The organism is Sorangium sp. So ce887 (assembly GCF_051521455.1).
In the GTDB taxonomy this organism is placed as follows: Bacteria; Myxococcota_A; Polyangia; order Polyangiales; family Polyangiaceae; genus Sorangium.
Map to the genome: position 1 here is coordinate 5249991 of NZ_CP150354.1, position 16358 is coordinate 5266348.

Genomic DNA, 16358 nt, shown 5'->3' on the forward strand with positions numbered 1-16358 from the left:
AACTCATGCACGTTCCTGCTCAATCCTGGTCGCCAGATTCATGGCGTGAACGTCCCAACGCAGCGCCGCTCCCTTATGACGATTCCGACGCTGTCGAGGCGGTCGTCGAGAGGCTCCGGGGGCTGCCGCCGCTCGTGACCTCGTGGGAGGTCGAGCGGCTCAAAGGCCATCTGGCCCAGGCGCAGCTCGGCCACCGGTTCGTGCTGCAGGGGGGCGACTGCGCGGAGACGCTCGACGACTGCCGCCCGAACATCGTCACGAACAAGCTGAAAATCCTGCTGCAAATGTCGCTCGTGCTGGTGCACGGCGCCCGCCGGCCGGTCGTTCGCCTCGGGCGCTTCGCCGGGCAGTACGCCAAGCCGCGATCCAGCCAGATCGAGACGCGCGACGGCGTGAGCTTGCCGAGCTATTTCGGGGATCTCATCAACCGTGCTCCCTTCGAGGCCGCCGCCCGCCGCCCGGATCCGGGCCTGATGATCGCGGGATACCAGCATGCGGGGCTCACCCTGAATTTCATCCGTTCCCTGTCGGAGGGTGGCTTCGCCGATCTGCACCACCCGGAGTACTGGGATCTGAGCTTCCTCGAGCGGGCGGATCTGCCCGGCGAGCTGCGCGAGCGTTACCAGCGGATGACCGATCAGGTCGGCGAGGCTCTCCGGTTCATGGAGGCGCTGGCCGAGGTGCCTGTCGGGGAGCTGTCGCGGGTCGAGTTCTTCACGAGCCACGAGGGGCTCAACCTGCACTACGAGTCGGCGCAGACGCGGAAGGTCGCGCGCCGTCCCGGCTACTACGACCTGACGACCCACCTGCCCTGGATCGGCGAGCGCACGCGGCAGCCCGACGGCGCGCACGTCGAGTTCTTCAGCGGGGTCCAGAACCCGGTGGGCATCAAGCTCGGCCCGAAGACGCTCCCCGGCGAGCTGATCCGCCTCCTCGACCGGCTGAACCCGGCGGACGAGCCGGGCAAGATCATGCTCATCGTGCGCATGGGCGCGGGCCGCGTGCGCGAGGGGCTCCCGGCGCTCATCGAGGCGGTGCGCTCGGCAGGGCGCAAGGTGCTCTGGATGTCCGACCCGATGCACGGCAACACCCAGACGACGGCCGGCGGGATCAAGACACGAAGTTTCGAGGACATCCTCACCGAGATCGAGGCGAGCTTCGAGGTGCACGAGGCGCTCGGGTCCCACCTCGGCGGCGTCCACTTCGAGCTCACGGGCGAGGATGTCACCGAGTGCATCGGGGCGGGTCTCACGGAGTCCGATCTCGACCTGCGCTACGCGAGCCTGTGCGATCCGAGGCTGAATTACCGCCAGTCGCTGGAGATGGCCTTCCGCATCGCCCACCGCATGGCGGAGTCCTCCCGGCGCGCGAGGGGCTGAGCACCGGCTCCGCCCACGAGCGGTGCTCGGTCAAGAAGGAGATGCGCCGCCAGGGCGTCAGTAAGAGAGAGAATGAGAATTCTCAGCTCTCCTGGCGTCCTCGGCGTCTTGGCGGCTTTTCTTTCATCGAGAGTACAGGACCTTTGTCGTGATTCCCATTGTGGCGTCAATGTCTTCTCGTCGGGTTTCGCCCGCGGGACGTGCTCCGCCCGCCCATCACCGGGAGCAGGATGCGCCTGCTGGCGATCCGTCGAGGCTACCCCAATGAATCATCGCAGGGGGTAGCTCGCCATGCAGAACATCTCGACAGAACAGGGTGAGATCCGACAGGGGGAGGGACAGACCATGACGGAGGGCTCGTTCGAGGGGCAGCAGCGCTGCGCCGCCGGCCCGACGCTGCTCGAGTCTTTCCTGCCGGAGGCCGATATCGTCGTGAACGAGGAAATCGTGATCATGGCGACGCCGGAGGTCACGTACGCCGCGCTGAAGAGGTTGGATTTCGCGAGGAGCCGCTCTCTCCTGCTGCGCGCGGCCCTCGCCCTCCGCGTGGCCGGAGCGCGCCGCGCCCGGAGCAGGCTCCGCCTCGCGCCGCTGCCCGCGCCCGCGCGCGTGTCGCTCCAGAACGTCGAGGACTATGGCCAGATCAGGCTCGCCGAGAAGGAAGGCTCCGAGATCGCCGTCGGCGCGATCGCGCGCCCGATGAGCACGGAGAGCCTGTACGCGAGGCGAACCGCCGCCGAGTTCAAGGCGTTCGACTGCCCCGGGCACATCAAGGCGGCGGCCAGCTTCGTCGTGACGCCCTACGGCCAGCGCCGGACGATGCTCTCGTACGAGGTGCGGATCCGCGCGACCGACACGCGGACACGGCGGCAGCTGTTCCTCTGGGACGCCCTGACGGCGCCGCTCACGAGGGCCATCACGCGCCGGCTGCTCGGCTACGCCGCGAAGGTCGCCGAGCGTCAGTGCGCCGCGCAGACGTATCGCCAGGCGATCTAACGCACGCGCAGCGCCGAGCGCCGGAGAGGCAGGCGCGCACGGCTCGCCGCAGCGCAGCCGGGGCGCGCCTTGCGCGCCTGCCCTCGCTCGTGCGCCCTACGCGGCGGAGGAGGCCCGCCATGCGCCCGATTGCAACGACGAGCCTCGGTCTGACGCGCCGCTGAGCGCGCCAGCGAGGCTCACATCCCCGAGCTCATTCGGTGGGGCGGCGGCGCGGAAGGCGCAACGCGAGGAGCGCCGTGAGCGCGCCCCTCATGGCCGGTCGAGGGTGACGACAGGCGACGTCCACGTGTCCCAGTGCGCCTCGTTGCCCGGATCCCCGAGCGCCCTGAGCGCGCGGAGCTTGATCCGATAGCCCCCGTCCGGCACGACCGTCGCCCGCCCGTTCAGCTTCGTCGTGCCCTTCCATCCGTACCGCGTGAACGCGATCGTCGACGCGCTCTGACCGACGCGCGAGAGCGAAAGCGCGCGCCCCCACGGTTTCGCGGTCGCGGCCTCGATGATGTCCAGGGTCAGACGCTCGGCGCCGTGGTCGAGGTGGACCATCACGTACGGGACGTCGCCGGACGCCAGCGTGTAGGTCGCGCCGCTCCGCTGCGGGGTCATGCGCGTCCCGCTCAGCTTGCCGAGCCACGGCGCCTCCTGATCCGACAGCTTGAGGACGGGCACGCTCTGGTAATCGCCCTTGAAGCCCGCGTACGGCACCCGCAGCGCGCCATCGGCCGCGCCGCCCCGCGGGGTGAACACGAGGTAGCCGCCGAACAGGCTGCCATCCGGGAGCGCGTCGCTCGCCCCGATGGTGGCGGAGACGGTCGCCTTCCCGCGGGCCGGCACGGTGACGCTCGGGGCGCCGAAGTCGACGCGCGCGGCGCCGGTCGTCGCGCTCGCCGGCCTCCAGTGATCGCGCCCGGTCGCGCACGCAGCCGGCGCGTGCGACAGGTCGTAAGTGACGTCGTGCCCGCTCGCGTTCTCGAGCGTCAGCGTGCGCGCGGCGGGGCCGGCCTCGCTCTCGCCGAGCGCGAGCTTGCCGGGGCTGATCACGGTGCTCGCGCGGATCGACCGGTCGACGCGGATCACCCCCGCCCCCTGCCGGTGCGCGCTCTCGGGCACCCCGGCGCTCAGATCGCCGCTCCACGGCGCGGGGACGGCGCTGTTCTGCAGGACGTCGCGCACGCGCGGCGCGGAGAGCTCCGGGCGCGCGTCGAGCAGGAGCGCGACGGCTCCCGCCACGTGCGGCGCCGCCATCGACGTGCCGCTGAGCGTGTCGTACGAGCCTTGCTCGACCGGGATCGTCGAGTAGATCGCCCCGCCGGGCGCGGCGAGGTCCGGCTTGAAGGAGAGCGTCGCGCTCAGGCCGTGCGAGCTGAAGCCGGAGATGAGGCCCGCGGTGCTGCTCTCCGCGGCCACGGCCCGGTCGGTCCAGCTGTGGGTCAGCGGCCCCGCGTCGAGGCGCGCGTTGAGCAGCTCGCCGTCGGCCTGCGCGATCCCCACGACCGGGATGGTGATCGAGCCGCCCGCCTCGACCGACGGGCTCATCACCCCGGCCCTGTCGTCGTAGATCACGACGCCGGCCGCGCCTGCGGCCTGCGCGCGCGCGGCCTTCTGGTGGAAGGGGCAGCCGCCGCGCCGGACGAGCGCGATCTTGCCTGCGAGGCTGCCCGCGGGGAGCTCGTCGCAAGCGTCGCGCGCGCTGGTGGGCGTCCCGGTGCGCTCCAGCGGGGCGCTCCCCGAGAGCGGCGGAGGCGGGCTCCCGATCGCGCGCGCATAGCCGATCGCCGCGCTGCCAGGCGCCACGGTGAACGACAGGCGGGTCACGCGGGTGCCGTCGACGGACGCGGTGCCGATGACCGCCTCGCCCACGCCGGGCGCGCCCGCGGCCCAGAGCCCCTTCTCGCCGCTGTTGCCGATCGACGCGACGACCACGACGCCGCGCGCGACGAGCGCGGTCGCCGCGGTCGCCGTCGGATAGTCCGGCCACTGGAACGGCGTTCCGATGCTGATGTTGACGACGTGCATCCCGTCGTCGGCGGCCCGCTCCATGGCCTTGACGATGATGTCGGAGCGCGAGCCGCCGCGGCAGCCGAACACGCGGTAGGCGCCGAAGGTCACGTCCGGCGCCACGCCCTGCACGATCCCGTTCGCCCCGATGATGCCGGCGACGTGCGTGCCGTGGCCCAGGCAATCGTCGGGGTCGCCGTCGGGCGCCGGCTGCGTGCTCGCGTCGCCGGCGACGAAGTCGTCGCCGACGAAATCGTGGCCGAACGCCACGCGGCAGCCCGGCCCGAAGCAGCCGCCGAGATCGGGGTGATGGTAGTCGACGCCGCTGTCGATCACGCCGACGCGGATGTCCGCGCCGGTCACGCCGAGGTCGCGGCGCACGAGGTCCGCGCCCGACATGTCGCTCGCGACGGCGAGGTCCGGGTCGACCGAGGTCACGGCGCGCGTGGTGTCGAGCTCCACCGGCACGACGGGGTAGACGGCCTTGACCCCGGGCATCTCGGAGAGCGCTGCGGAGCCCCCGCGCGCGACGCGGACGGAGAGGCCGTTCCAGAGCTCCTCGAACGAGAATCTTACTCTGTACCGGAGCCCGCGCTCTTCGGCCGCGCGCCGGAAGCGCTCCCGCTCCTCGCCCGCGAGGCCTTTGACGCGCGCCACCCCGCCGCTCCTCGCGGCCGGCGCGCGCTCGAGCTCCACGAACCAGAGCTCCGTCGGCTCATCCGGCGCGAACGTCGCCTCGCCCGTCTCTGCGCCGTCCGGAGGGGCGGTGTTCTGGCCCGTCGCCTCGCCTCCAGACTCTCCGCCGCACCCTGAAAGAGCGATGTAGAGGGAGGCCAGACCGAACCAGCGCACACCAACTTTCACGAGCCCTCTTCCGCGCGTGCCGATCATCGAGTCAGCTATGTTCGATGGCGCGAATCGGTCAAGCGCGAGCGGGGCGAGAACGGCTCGGGGAGCGAGCCTCACGACGTCATTGTCGTAGACCCTGGAAGAGTGGCTGTTTCACGGCAGCTCTCCTTTCGGGTCGGGCATAACGAGATACGCTTTGTCGGCCTCTGTCGCCACCGCGGGAGCGCGCGGGCCCCGGAGTCCAGGGCATCTTGCCAGTCGTCCTGGAGGGGTCTTGTTTTCGCGATCTCGCCGCTGTCCTGTCTGGCCACGGCCTCCCGGCTCCCCGCGCGCCGGAGAGCCGCGCCACGCTCGTCGAGCGCGGCGTGGCCCCGGGGCGTTGCCGGTCCTCGCGCGCTCGACTAGCGTGGCGCGGCTCTCCGGCGCGTGCGGCGCCGGGGCTCGGATGTGGAATGACGGTCCTCGCGCGCGGCTTGTTCTCCTTGCACCATCGCCTGGTCCACGTGCCTCGCGTGGGCCGCGTCGCGCGGGCGCTGGCCGCGCAGGTGGGCCGCGCGGCGTCGCTGCTCGACGTGGGCGCGGGCGACGGGACGGTCGCGCTCGAGGTCGCGCGCCGGGTGGGCGCGCAGCGCGTTGTCGGCGTGGACGTGAAGGCGCGCCCCGGGGCGGCGCTGCCGGTCGTCGCGTACGACGGCGAGCGCCTCCCCTTCCCCGACGGGGCGTTCGAGGCGGTGCTCCTCTCCGACGTGCTGCACCACTGCGCGCGCCCCGGCGCGCTGCTCGCGGAGGCCCTCCGGGTCGCGTCGCGCGCCGTCGCGCTCAAGGATCACTTCCGGTTCGGCCCGGTCTCGGAGAAGGTCCTGCTCTGGATGGATCTCGTCGGGAACGCCGCGCCGGGCGTCGAGGTGCGCGGCACCTACTTCACGCCGGGCGAGCTCGCCGAGCTCGTGCGCGGCGCGGGCGGGCGCATCACCGGCCTCGAGTGGCCGCTCAGGATCCACGACATGCCGTTCCGTCTCGTGACGCAGGATCGCCTGCAGTTCGCGGCGCGGGTCGAGCGCCTGGCCGCGGGAGGCGGGCGATGACCGGGCTCAGGTCGTTCGTCGTCGGCGGCGCCGGGTTCATCGGGAGCCACCTCACGGATCGCCTCGTCGAGCGCGGCCCCGTGACGCTGTATGACAACCTCTCGGTCGGGCGCCGCGCGTTCGTCACCTCGCACCTCGCCTCCGGGCGCGCGACGCTCGTCGAGGCGGACGCCCTCGATCTGGATCGCCTCACCGAGGCCATGGCGGGCCACGACCTCGTCGTGCACCTCGCGGCGAACCCGGAGGCGCGCTGGGGGCTCGCGCGGACGCGGCTCGACCTCGATCAGGGGACGATCGCGACGTACAACGTGCTCGAGGCGATGCGCCGCGCGGGGGTGGGCCGGCTGATCTTCTCGTCCTCCGGGACGGTCTACGGCGACACGGCGCGGCGGTGCGCGGAGGGCGATCTCGGCGCCTTGCCGATCTCGCTCTACGGCGCGAGCAAGCTCGCGGGCGAGGCGCTCATCAGCGCCTATGTCGAGTGCTTCGGCCTCACCGCGTGGATCTACCGCTTCGGCAACGTGGTCGGGCCGCGCGGGACGCACGGCGCGGCGCTCGATTTCCTGAAGAAGCTGCGCGCCCTTCGGACGGAGCTCGAGGTGCTCGGCGACGGGCGCCAGTCGAAGCCGTACCTCGATGTCCGGGACTGCGCGGAGGGCATCCTGTTCGGCTTCGATCGGGCCGGAGAGCGGCTGAACCTCTTCAACCTCGCGCCCGAGGACGCGACCCGCGTCTCTCGGATCGCGGAGCTGTGCGTGGCGGCGTCGCCCTATCCCGACGCGGTGATCCGGTATCAGGGCGGCGAGCGCGGGTGGCCCGGCGACGTGCCGGTATCTCGGATGGATCCGGGCAAGCTGGCGGCGCTGGGCTTCCGGGTGCGCCACACGAGCGACGAGGCGGTGCGCATGGCGGTGGAAGCGCTGGCGAGCGAGGTGTTCGGGGGCGAGCCGGCGGGGTGATGGGCCTGGCGCGCTGCCGCCCGGGGGGGCGACGGTGGTAGGCTCTGCACATGGCTGAGCTCACTCTCTACATTGGAAACAGGTCCTATTCGTCGTGGTCGCTCCGGCCCTGGCTCGTCCTGAAGCACGCCGGTGTCGAGCTCGACGAGGTCGTGATCCCGCTCAGGGCGCCCGGCGTCCGCACGCTGGAGATCCAGCGCCACTCGCCCTCGGGCAAGGTGCCGGCCTTGAAGCACGGTGCGCTCACGATCTGGGAGTCGCTCGCGATCGCCGAGTACGTGGCGGAGAGCTTCCCCGAGGCGAAGCTCTGGCCGGAGGCGCGCGACGCGCGCGCCGTCGCGCGGGCGGTGAGCGCCGAGATGGTGAGCAGCTTCGCCGCCCTCCGCACCGCGCTGCCGATGAACGTGCGGCGGAAGATCCAGGGCGTGGCGCTCACCGAGGCCGCGTCGCAGGACATCGCGCGCATCCAATCGATCTGGAACGACTGCCGATCTCGCTTCGGCCAGGGGGGCGAGTTCCTGTTTGGCCGCTTCAGCATCGCCGACGCGATGTACGCGCCGGTCGCGACGCGGTTCGACACGTACGGGGTCGAGCTCGACCCGGTCTCCCGGGGCTACGTGGCGTCGATCCTGGGGCTCCCCGCGATGCAGGAGTGGATCGCGAAGGCCAGGGAGGAGCCGCACGTCATCGAGGCGTACGAGGCGATCGGCGTCGTCGGGTAGGGGCGAGCACGGCGCGGCCGACGAGGTCGCACGGCCTTCGTCGCCCGTCGCGCGGTAGCGGCTGCGATCGGTGAAGAGAAGCGCTACTAGTGCCGAAATGCCGCACGAACTCGACCTCATCCTCACGCTCACGGGCGGCTTCACCGCCGCGCTCGCGTTCGGTTTCATCACCCAGCGCCTGAGGCTGTCGCCCATCGTCGGCTATCTGCTGGCCGGGATCCTCGTCGGCCCGTTCACGCCGGGGTTCGTGGCGGACAAGGGGCTCGCCGACCAGCTCGCGGAGATCGGGGTCATCCTGCTGATGTTCGGGGTCGGCATGCAGTTCCACGTCCGCGAGCTCCTCGCCGTGCGGAAGGTCGCCGTGCCAGGCGCCCTCATCCAGATCGCCGTCGCCACCGCGCTCGGGGTCGTGGTCGGCCGCGCCGCGGGCTGGACGTGGGCCGCGTCGGTCGTCTTCGGCATCGCCATCTCGGTGGCGAGCACCGTCGTGCTCACGCGCGTCCTCAGCGACAGCCACGTCCTGCACACCCCCGCTGGCCACCTCGCCATCGGCTGGCTCGTGCTCGAGGACGTCTTCACCGTGCTGGTGCTCGTGCTGCTCCCCGCCCTGGTGGGCGGGGGCGGCGACGCCGGCGCGACGGGGATCGCCGTATCCGTGGGCCTCGCGGTCCTCAAGCTCGCCGGGCTCGTGGCCTTCGTCTTCATCGTCGGACAGCGCGTCATCCCCGCGCTGCTCGGGTATGTGGCGAAGACCGGCTCGCGGGAGCTCTTCACGCTGACGGTGCTCGTCGTCGCGCTCGGCGTCGCCGTCGGCTCGGCGAAGCTCTTCGGCTCGTCGATGGCGCTCGGCGCCTTCCTGGGCGGCCTGGTCGTCGGCCAGTCCGACTTCAGCTCGCGCGCCGCCTCGGAGGCGCTCCCGATGCGCGACGCGTTCGCCGTGCTGTTCTTTGTCTCGGTCGGCATGCTCTTCGACCCCGCGCAGTTCGTCGCGAGCTGGCCGGTCGCCGTGGCGACGCTCGGGGTCGTGCTGATCGGCAAGCCCCTCGCCGCGCTCCTCGTGGTGGTGGTGCTCCGCCGCCCCCTCCAGACCGCCTTCGCCGTCGCGCTCTCGCTCGCGCAGATCGGGGAGTTCTCGTTCATCCTGGCGACGCTCGGCCGGCAGCTTGGCATCGTGCCGGACGAGGCCTCGCAGGCGCTCGTCGTCGCGTCGATCGTGTCGATCACCCTGAACCCCCTGCTCTTCAGCATCCGGGATCGCCTTGCGCGGTCGACGTCGGCGCTCTTCCTGCGGCGCGGCGCCGCGGCGGCCCCCGTCGCCGAGGCCGCTCCGGTGGACGAGCCCGCCCACCGCACGGTCGTGGTGGGCTACGGCCCGGTCGGGCGGACGCTGACGCGGCTGCTCCGGGAGAACGGCATCGAGCCCACGGTCGTCGAGCTCAACCTCGACACGGTGAAGCAGCTGCAGGACCAGGGCATCCGCGCGATCTACGGCGACGCGACGCAGCGGGAGATCCTCGATCGCGCGGGGGTCGGGAAGGCCGACAGCCTGCTGTTCACGTCGGCGGGCGCGCCCGGAGACGGGGTGATCGAGCAGGCGAAGGGCATCAATCCGCGGCTGTTCGTCCTCGCCCGCGCCTTTTATCTGCGCGAGGTGGCCGCGCTGAAGAAGGCGGGCGCGGACGTCGTCGTGACCGGCGAGGCGGAGGTCGCGTTCTCGATGACCGAGCGCCTCCTCGTGCGGCTCGGCGCGACGGCCGAGCAGGTGGAGCGCGAGCGCGAGCGCGTCCGGAGCGAGTTCTTCGGCACCGGCACGCCGGAGCCTCACCCCGCGACGCCGGCCGGGTGACCTCACCGGCGGGCGCCGACCTCGAGCTCAGCGCGATTTGCCGAGCCAGGTCACGCCGCCCACGACGAGCGCGAGCCCGACGACCTGCTGCCACGCGAACGGCTCCCCCAGGATGACCCATGAGAAGGCGATCGTGAGCACCGGTCCGAGCGTCGAGAACGTCGCGGCCCGGCCCGCGCCGAGCCGCCGGATCGCCTCCGCGAGCAGGACGATGGGGAGCACCGTGCTGATCGTCGCCATCGCCGCCGCGTACCCCCACACCGAGGCCGGGATCTCCCCCAGCCTGGCGGGGCTCCCCGTCGCCACGTAGTGCGCCAGCACCATCAGGCACGAGGTCGCCCCGCAGTACGCGGCGAGGCGCGTCGAGCCGACCCTGGACGCGAGCTTGCCGACGCCGATGTAGTAAAGCGCGTAGGTCACCGAGCTCGCGAACACCCACGCTCCGCCGACGGCGACGGTCCGCGCGTCCCCGGTTTGCACGAGATCGTGCCAGACGGCCGCCGCGAGGCCGAGATAGCACACGGCGAGCGCGCCCCAGGCCTTGGGGCGCACCGGCTGATTCAGCCACACCGCGCCGATCATGAGGACGAGCGTCGGATACACGAACAGGATCAGGCGCTCGAGGCCGGTGCTGATGTACGTGAGCCCGATGAAGTCGAACAGGCTGGACAGGTAGTACCCGAGGAACCCGACGAGCAGCACGCCCCCCCAGAGGCGGGGCGTCATGGGCTCGGCGGCCTCTCCGCGCTCCCTCCGGGCGAGCCACAGGAAGAACGGCAGCGCGATGCCCATCCGCAGCGCGAGCAGCGACACCGCGTCGATAGGGTGCGCGGCGTAGGCGAGCTTCACGAAGATCGCCTTCAGCGCGAACGTCGCGGCGGAGAGGACGGCAAACGTTCGGCCATCGTCGAGCAGGCCAGTCGGGAGCTCGCCTGTCATGGTGCGCGCGCGCGCGCGATCGGACATGGGATCCGTTTTTCTTTTCGTCACGGGCTCGATCCGCTGTTGACCGGACGTCGTCACCAGCGGCGCCCGCCCCGGCCGGCGCTCCTCCGGCGGCATCCGGCGGCCTCCGGCGTGAGACGAGTCAGCATTACGCGTGGAAGTCCGCGTTTGCCATCGCACAGGACGGCTTCGAAGCGAGGCATGCGCTTTTCAGATAGAGGACGATCTCCTGCTTGGGTAGCTGCCGGGCCGCTGCGCACGCCGGATCGCAGCGGATCGGGCCGCGCTCCCCGGGAGCCTTGGGCTAAGCTCCCTGTTCCGATGACGTCTCCTGCTGGCCCAGGCACCGCCGCGCGCGGCCCGGGTGCGCTCCCCGCGCCCGGCGGGCCGCCCGCGAGGCGGCTGCGTGCGCCGATCGCGCAGGAGCCCACCGGCGTGCACCAGGTCGGCGCCACGTTCCTGCAGATCGCCGCCACGGTGGGGGGCATGGCCGTGCTCGCGGGGCAGATCGCGACGCGCGTGGCCACGCTCCGCGTCGACGGCGCCGAGTTCATGCGCAACCTCTACAAGATGGGCGTCAAGTCGATGCCCATCGTCGCCGTGACGGCGCTCTTCACCGGCGCGATCATGGTCATCCAGGCGGCGCCGCTGGTCGAGCGCTTCGGCGCGCACGGCCTGCTCGGCTGGGGCGCGGGCTTCGGCACGCTCCGCGAGATCGCCCCGCTGCTCACCGCGCTCATGATCAACGGCCGCGTCGGCGCCAACAACACCGCCGAGCTCGGCACCATGGTCGTCACCGAGCAGATCGACGCCCTCCGCGTCCTCGCGATCGACCCGGTGAGCTTCCTCATCGCCCCGCGCTTCCTCGCGATGGTGCTGACGCTGTTCCTCTCGGTGATCTTCGCCGACGCGCTCGCGCTGATCGGCGCCGCCTTCACCGGCGATCTCCTGCTCGGCGTCGCCCCGGCCGTCTTCTACAACGGCCTCACGAGCGGGCTCCTCGGCATCGGCGACGTCATGAGCGGCCTCGTCAAGAGCGTCGTCTTCGGCGTCGTCCTCGCGCTCTCGAGCTGCCAGTACGGCCTCGGCGTGACCGGCGGCGCCCCCGGCGTCGGCCGCGCCGTCAACGCGACCGTCGTCGCCTCGGCCGCCGGCATCTTCATCCTCGACTACTTCGTCTCGTTCACGCTCGACTGATCGACGGCGCCGCGCATGCCCCCTTCCCACCCGAGCTTCCCGGACCGCGCGAGCGCGGGCCCCCCCTCGAGCGAGCTCCGGGATCTCGCGCCCGAGCAGTCCGGCGTCGCCGCGGTCGGCAGCGCCGCGCTGTCCCTCTTCGCGTCGGCGCGCGAGCTCTACTCGGTATTTGTAAGGACGCTTTACTACTGCGCGAAGGGCCGCCACGAGCCGGGCGCCGTGCTCGTCCAGATGTACGAGATCGGCAACAAATCGCTGTTCTTCCTGACGGTCGTGATGGGCTTCATCGGGATGATCATGGTCTTCCAGGCCGGCCAGCAGGCGAAGCGGGTGATCCCGGATCTGACCATGCTGGGCGCGACCTACCTCGAGCTGCTCATCCGCGATCTCGCCGCCTCGATCGGCGCGCTGATGCTCGCCACGCGGGTCGGCGCGGGCATCGCCGCCGAGATCGGCTCGATGGTGGTGACCGAGCAGGTCGACGCGCTCCGCATGTGCGCGGCCGATCCGATCGACTACCTCATCAAGCCGCGGTTCATCGCGAGCCTCCTCATGACCACGTGCCTCATCGTCTGGAGCGCCGCGGTCGCGTTCACCACGGGGATGGTCACCGCATACAGCATGTTCGACGTGAGCCCCGAGACGTTCATGAACGTGAGCCTCGTCGACGCCGGCGACCTCGCGACCGGCCTCGCCAAGTGCCTGGCTTACGGCGCCGCGATCCCGATCGTCTCCGGCCACTCCGGCCTCTCGACCTTCGGCGGCAGCGAGGGCGTGGGCTGGGCGACGACGCGCGCGGTCGTGAACTCCTCGCTCGCGGTCATCATCCTCAACATGCTGATCTCGGCGGCTGCCTTCCTGATCTTCCGCTAGCCAGGCCGCCTCCCGCGTCGCCGCGCGGCGCCCGGCGCCTCACTCGATCGGCCCCTCGGCGCTCCCGGTGATGAACTGCTGGACGATCGCGTCCTGCGAGCCCTGGAACCCCCCGCGATCTCCGAGCAGGCGGACGAGCCCTTGATAGAGCATGACGATGCGGTCGGCGATCGTGAAGATGCTCACGAGATCATGGCTCACGACGATGCTCGTCACGCCGAGCGTGTCGCTCAGCTCGCGGATCAGCTTGTCGACGCGCCGCGCGCTCACCGGGTCGAGGCTCGTGGTCGGCTCGTCGAAGAGCACATAGCGCGGGTCGAGCGTGAGCGCGCGGGCGATGGCGACCCGCTTGCGCATCCCGTCGCCGAGCTCCGGCGGGAAGCGGTCCCCGAACTCGCGCATGTGCACCTGCTCGAGCCGCCGCCGCGCCTCCGCGAGCGCCTCCTTCGGCTTGAGCCCCTTGTGCTTGCGGAGCGGGAGCGCGACGTTCTCGGCGCACGTCATCGAGTCGAACAGCGTCGAGTGCTGGAACACCATCGCGCACTTCATCCGGACCGGGTACATCCGGGCCTCGTCGAAGCGGCTCACCTCCTCGCCGTCCAGCCAAATCTCCCCGCCGTCCGGGTAGAGCAGGCCGACGAGGTGCTTGATGAGCACGCTCTTCCCGACGCCCGACTGCCCGATGATGAAGAACACCTCGCCGTCCTCGACGTCGAACGAGACGTCCTTGAGGACCTCTTTGGGCCCAAAGGATTTTCTGACATTTCGGAACGAAATCATCGCGGCCTGGGAGGCAAGTACGGTTGCGTCAGGGCAAAGGCAGCGCGAAGCGTCACGACGCGCGCCGGAGACAATGCGTCAGGGCAGCTGGATCCTGGCCTATTTCCCTCACCTCCCCGCCGCCAGATCGGAGAAGATGAAGACCCCATGGCAAGCCCGCGATCGATCGAGGTCAAGGTCGGGATCCTCATACTCACGGCGCTCGGGCTCCTCGCCACGTTCATCCTCGTGATGGGCGGAGTCAACTTTCAGCCGAAGTACTCCATCTACGTCGAGTTCGATAACCCGGGCGGCCTGCAGACCGGGGCGCCGGTGAAGATCGCCGGGGTGGAGGTCGGCAAGCTCAGCGAGATCCACTTCCGCGGCGGCCAGCTCGGCAAGGACGGCAGGCGCGAGCCGCTCGTGCGGATCCAGCTGCGCGTCGAGGAGCGCTACCAGCAGAGCATCCACGACAACGCAACGTTCTACGTCACGACGCAGGGCGTGCTCGGCGAGCAGTTCCTCGCGATCGAGCCCGGCTCGACCGATCGGCCGGTGCTCCCCGCGAACGCGGTCGTCCGGGGGCTGGATCCGCCGCGCCTCGACATGCTCCTCGCCGAGGGCTACGAGCTCCTGCACGCGACCGTCACGGCGATGCGCGAGCACCGGGAGGAGGTCGGCGAGGCGTTCGACGGGCTCCGGAAGACGCTGAAGGGCACCGGCGAGTTCATGCACCGGAACCAGGACCGGCTCGATCGCATCGCCGAGAACGTCGAGCAGATGAGCCTCGACGGCACGGATCTCGTGAAGGACGCCCGGCAGAAGTACGTGAACAACCCGCAGATCGACCGGATCCTCGCGAACGTCGATCAGGTGAGCAGCACGACCGCGCGCGATCTGCCGCCGCTCATGACGGACGCACGCGAGACGCTGGCCAACGCGCGCCGGCTGTCGACCACGGTGGGCGGCGAGACGGAGCAGGCGAAGATCAAGAAGACGCTCGACGACATCGCCGAGATCGCGGGCAGGGCGAGGTCGGCGACCGCCGACGCCCAGGAGGTCCTCGCCCACGTCAAGCGCGGCAAGGGGACGGTGGGCGCGCTGGTGATGGATGAGCAGCTGTTCGACGACCTGCAGGAGCTCGCCCGCGACCTCAAGCACAACCCCTGGAAATTCTTCTGGCGCGAGTGATCGGCGCCGCGCCCTCGGAGGCGCGCGCGTCGCCGCGGCCGGGCCCCGCGGCCGCCCTTGCGAGCGGCGGCCGCGCGCCGGCGCGCGGCGAGTCCGTGAAAACGCGGACGCGGGCCGGCCCGGGCGGTCAGGCCAGCTTGATCAGCGGGGCGCCTTCGGTGACCGAGGCCCCCTCGGTGACGAGGATCTCCTCGACGGTCCCCTCCTCCTCGGCCTCGACGGGCATCTCCATCTTCATGGACTCGAGGATGACGACCACGGTCCCCTCTTCGACCTTGTCGCCCGGCTTGACCTCGATCTTCCAGACCGTACCGGTGATGTGCGCCTTGATGACGTTTGCCATGGGCGCGCGAACCTACCGGAGAGCCACCGAGAATCCAACGGGACCGTGGCGCGGGGCGCGGCCTCGGGCGGGTCCGTGCTCGGGCGTCCTCCAGGCACCTTCTCTGGACGGTCGAGGTCGCCCGGTGGCGCGGGCACGCAGGACGGCGCCGGTGGGCAGGTGCGCGCGCAACGGACGTGGGGACGTGGAAGGGACGGAGCGCTGCGATTTCCGCTGGTACCTGCGGTGCACCACGGCGATAATCTGGCTGGCGGTTCCGCGGTTCCTCGACATCGCGAGGGTCGCGGTGATCGCGAATAATTGCGTGAAAGCCGCTCTGCGGGTCAGAATCGTCTTGCTCGGTGGCCCCACCCAGGGCGACCTGCAGGTTCTCCGCGCCGCCCCTTGGTAGCCCAACCGCACGCGCTCGATCGAAGGAGCCACGAGGTCATGTCGGAACAGAAGGAAAGCTCGGTCCTGTTCTCGCTCAAGGAGCTGATGAACCTCGAGGAGGATCGCATCAAGACCGAAGAGGCCCAGAAGGCCGCCGCCGCCGCCGCCGCCGAGAAGGCGCGCGTCGAGGCGGAGCGCGCCGCGCGCGAGGCCGAGGAGCTGCGCATCCGCACCGAGGAGGAGCGCCGTCGCAACGAGGAGCGTCGCTCCCGCGAGGAGGCGGCGCGGCTCGAGGCGATCCGGCAGGCCGAGATCGAGAAGGCGCGCGTCGAGGCCGAGCAGAGGGCGCGGCTCGAGGCGATGGCCGCGCAGCAGCACCACGAGCGCTCGCTCGCGGCGCTGCAGCAGGACGAGTCGAAGAACAAGCTGCGCAAGCTCCTCATCGGCGGCGCCATCGCCAGCGCGCTGGTGATCGGCATCGTCACCGTCGCCGCCGTCAAGTCGTCCCAGGACAACGAGGCGCGCATCGCCGCGGAGGCCGCGCGGGCCCGCGATCTCGAGGAGGCGAACAAGCGGCTCGAGGCGCAGTTCAAGGAGTCCGAGTCCAAGATGTCCGGGCTGCGCGACCAGCTCTCGAGCGCCAAGGACGAGGCGACGCGCCTCGCCCTGCAGAAGCAGCTCGAGGCCGAGCAGCAGAAGCAGGAGCAGCTGCGCCGCGGCGGCGGCAGTGGGCGGCCGGCCGCGGGCGGCCAGCCGGCGAGCGGCGGCGGCACCAAGGCCCCCTGCAACTGCGCCCCTGGCGATCCGCTCTGCAGCTGCCTCTGACACGGAACGGGAACACCGA

14 protein-coding genes are annotated in these 16358 nt (G+C 71.1%); 10 read left to right on the forward strand and 4 right to left on the reverse strand.

The features are described 5' to 3' along the window. Positions 1-5: 5 nt before the first annotated feature. Complete coding sequence (locus WMF36_RS19520; protein WP_437581129.1) at positions 6-1379, forward strand: 3-deoxy-7-phosphoheptulonate synthase class II; 1374 nt, start codon at positions 6-8, stop codon at positions 1377-1379. Positions 1380-1724: 345 nt separating this feature from the next. Further along, positions 1725-2375: a hypothetical protein gene (locus WMF36_RS19525; protein ID WP_437581130.1), complete on the forward strand. Its 651-nt coding sequence runs from the start codon at positions 1725-1727 to the stop codon at positions 2373-2375. Between the two features lie 252 nt (positions 2376-2627). Here WMF36_RS19525 and WMF36_RS19530 read toward each other — a convergent pair whose 3' ends face one another. Beyond that, a complete protein-coding gene (locus tag WMF36_RS19530; protein WP_437581131.1) occupies positions 2628-5237 on the reverse strand; it encodes a S8 family serine peptidase in 2610 nt (869 codons plus the stop codon). Between the two features lie 437 nt (positions 5238-5674). Between WMF36_RS19530 and WMF36_RS19535 the strand changes: the two genes are divergently transcribed. The 4 genes from WMF36_RS19535 to WMF36_RS19550 all read left to right on the forward strand — a co-directional run bounded on the left by WMF36_RS19535 (position 5675) and on the right by WMF36_RS19550 (position 9834). Next, complete coding sequence (locus WMF36_RS19535; protein ID WP_437581132.1) at positions 5675-6307, forward strand: class I SAM-dependent methyltransferase; 633 nt, start codon at positions 5675-5677, stop codon at positions 6305-6307. Beyond that, positions 6304-7266 carry an NAD-dependent epimerase/dehydratase family protein gene (locus WMF36_RS19540; protein ID WP_437581133.1) on the forward strand — a complete coding sequence of 321 codons (963 nt, stop codon included), beginning with the start codon at positions 6304-6306 and terminating at the stop codon, positions 7264-7266. Before WMF36_RS19535 ends, WMF36_RS19540 begins: the two co-directional genes overlap by 4 nt. Positions 7267-7316: 50 nt before the next feature. After that, positions 7317-7988, forward strand: a complete 672-nt coding sequence (locus tag WMF36_RS19545) for a glutathione S-transferase C-terminal domain-containing protein (protein ID WP_437581134.1) — start codon at positions 7317-7319, stop codon at positions 7986-7988. A gap of 97 nt (positions 7989-8085) precedes the next feature. After that, entirely contained in the window at positions 8086-9834 is a 1749-nt protein-coding gene (locus tag WMF36_RS19550) for a cation:proton antiporter (RefSeq protein ID WP_437581135.1), read from the forward strand. 27 nt (positions 9835-9861) lie between these two features. Here the strand turns inward: WMF36_RS19550 and WMF36_RS19555 are convergent, their stop codons facing one another. Beyond that, complete coding sequence (locus tag WMF36_RS19555) at positions 9862-10800, reverse strand: DMT family transporter (protein ID WP_437581939.1); 939 nt, start codon at positions 10798-10800, stop codon at positions 9862-9864. 300 nt (positions 10801-11100) lie between these two features. Between WMF36_RS19555 and WMF36_RS19560 the strand changes: the two genes are divergently transcribed. Together WMF36_RS19560 and WMF36_RS19565 are read left to right on the forward strand one after the other, a co-directional pair. Next, entirely contained in the window at positions 11101-11976 is an 876-nt protein-coding gene (locus tag WMF36_RS19560; RefSeq protein WP_437492908.1) for an MlaE family ABC transporter permease, read from the forward strand. 15 nt (positions 11977-11991) lie between these two features. Next, positions 11992-12849: an MlaE family ABC transporter permease gene (locus WMF36_RS19565; RefSeq protein ID WP_437581136.1), complete on the forward strand. Its 858-nt coding sequence runs from the start codon at positions 11992-11994 to the stop codon at positions 12847-12849. A 39-nt stretch (positions 12850-12888) separates the two neighbouring features. On the opposite strand, the gene WMF36_RS19570 is transcribed toward WMF36_RS19565, so the two are convergent. Next, positions 12889-13629, reverse strand: a complete 741-nt coding sequence (locus tag WMF36_RS19570) for an ABC transporter ATP-binding protein (protein WP_437492912.1) — start codon at positions 13627-13629, stop codon at positions 12889-12891. Positions 13630-13776: 147 nt separating this feature from the next. Here WMF36_RS19570 and WMF36_RS19575 point away from each other — a divergent pair, with 147 nt between their 5' ends. Next, positions 13777-14799, forward strand: a complete 1023-nt coding sequence (locus WMF36_RS19575) for an MlaD family protein (RefSeq protein WP_437581137.1) — start codon at positions 13777-13779, stop codon at positions 14797-14799. Positions 14800-14926: 127 nt separating this feature from the next. Here WMF36_RS19575 and WMF36_RS19580 read toward each other — a convergent pair whose 3' ends face one another. Next, positions 14927-15142 carry an acetyl-CoA carboxylase biotin carboxyl carrier protein subunit gene (locus WMF36_RS19580; RefSeq protein WP_437581138.1) on the reverse strand — a complete coding sequence of 72 codons (216 nt, stop codon included), beginning with the start codon at positions 15140-15142 and terminating at the stop codon, positions 14927-14929. 429 nt (positions 15143-15571) lie between these two features. Between WMF36_RS19580 and WMF36_RS19585 the strand changes: the two genes are divergently transcribed. After that, complete coding sequence (locus tag WMF36_RS19585) at positions 15572-16339, forward strand: hypothetical protein (RefSeq protein ID WP_437581139.1); 768 nt, start codon at positions 15572-15574, stop codon at positions 16337-16339. Positions 16340-16358 lie beyond the last annotated feature (19 nt).

What these genes read in the sequence shown, in the direction of transcription:
- WMF36_RS19585 (WP_437581139.1), top strand. Translation starts at nt 15,572, where the DNA reads ATGTCGGAACAGAAGGAAAGCTCGGTCCTGTTCTCGCTCAAGGAGCTG.
- WMF36_RS19565 (WP_437581136.1), top strand. Translation starts at nt 11,992, where the DNA reads ATGCCCCCTTCCCACCCGAGCTTCCCGGACCGCGCGAGCGCGGGCCCC.
- WMF36_RS19525 (WP_437581130.1), top strand. Translation starts at nt 1,725, where the DNA reads ATGACGGAGGGCTCGTTCGAGGGGCAGCAGCGCTGCGCCGCCGGCCCG.
- WMF36_RS19520 (WP_437581129.1), top strand. Translation starts at nt 6, where the DNA reads ATGCACGTTCCTGCTCAATCCTGGTCGCCAGATTCATGGCGTGAACGT.
- WMF36_RS19560 (WP_437492908.1), top strand. Translation starts at nt 11,101, where the DNA reads ATGACGTCTCCTGCTGGCCCAGGCACCGCCGCGCGCGGCCCGGGTGCG.
- WMF36_RS19550 (WP_437581135.1), top strand. Translation starts at nt 8,086, where the DNA reads ATGCCGCACGAACTCGACCTCATCCTCACGCTCACGGGCGGCTTCACC.
- WMF36_RS19535 (WP_437581132.1), top strand. Translation starts at nt 5,675, where the DNA reads ATGACGGTCCTCGCGCGCGGCTTGTTCTCCTTGCACCATCGCCTGGTC.
- WMF36_RS19570 (WP_437492912.1), bottom strand. Translation starts at nt 13,629, where the DNA reads ATGATTTCGTTCCGAAATGTCAGAAAATCCTTTGGGCCCAAAGAGGTC.
- WMF36_RS19555 (WP_437581939.1), bottom strand. Translation starts at nt 10,800, where the DNA reads ATGTCCGATCGCGCGCGCGCGCGCACCATGACAGGCGAGCTCCCGACT.
- WMF36_RS19580 (WP_437581138.1), bottom strand. Translation starts at nt 15,142, where the DNA reads ATGGCAAACGTCATCAAGGCGCACATCACCGGTACGGTCTGGAAGATC.
- WMF36_RS19575 (WP_437581137.1), top strand. Translation starts at nt 13,777, where the DNA reads ATGGCAAGCCCGCGATCGATCGAGGTCAAGGTCGGGATCCTCATACTC.
- WMF36_RS19545 (WP_437581134.1), top strand. Translation starts at nt 7,317, where the DNA reads ATGGCTGAGCTCACTCTCTACATTGGAAACAGGTCCTATTCGTCGTGG.
- WMF36_RS19540 (WP_437581133.1), top strand. Translation starts at nt 6,304, where the DNA reads ATGACCGGGCTCAGGTCGTTCGTCGTCGGCGGCGCCGGGTTCATCGGG.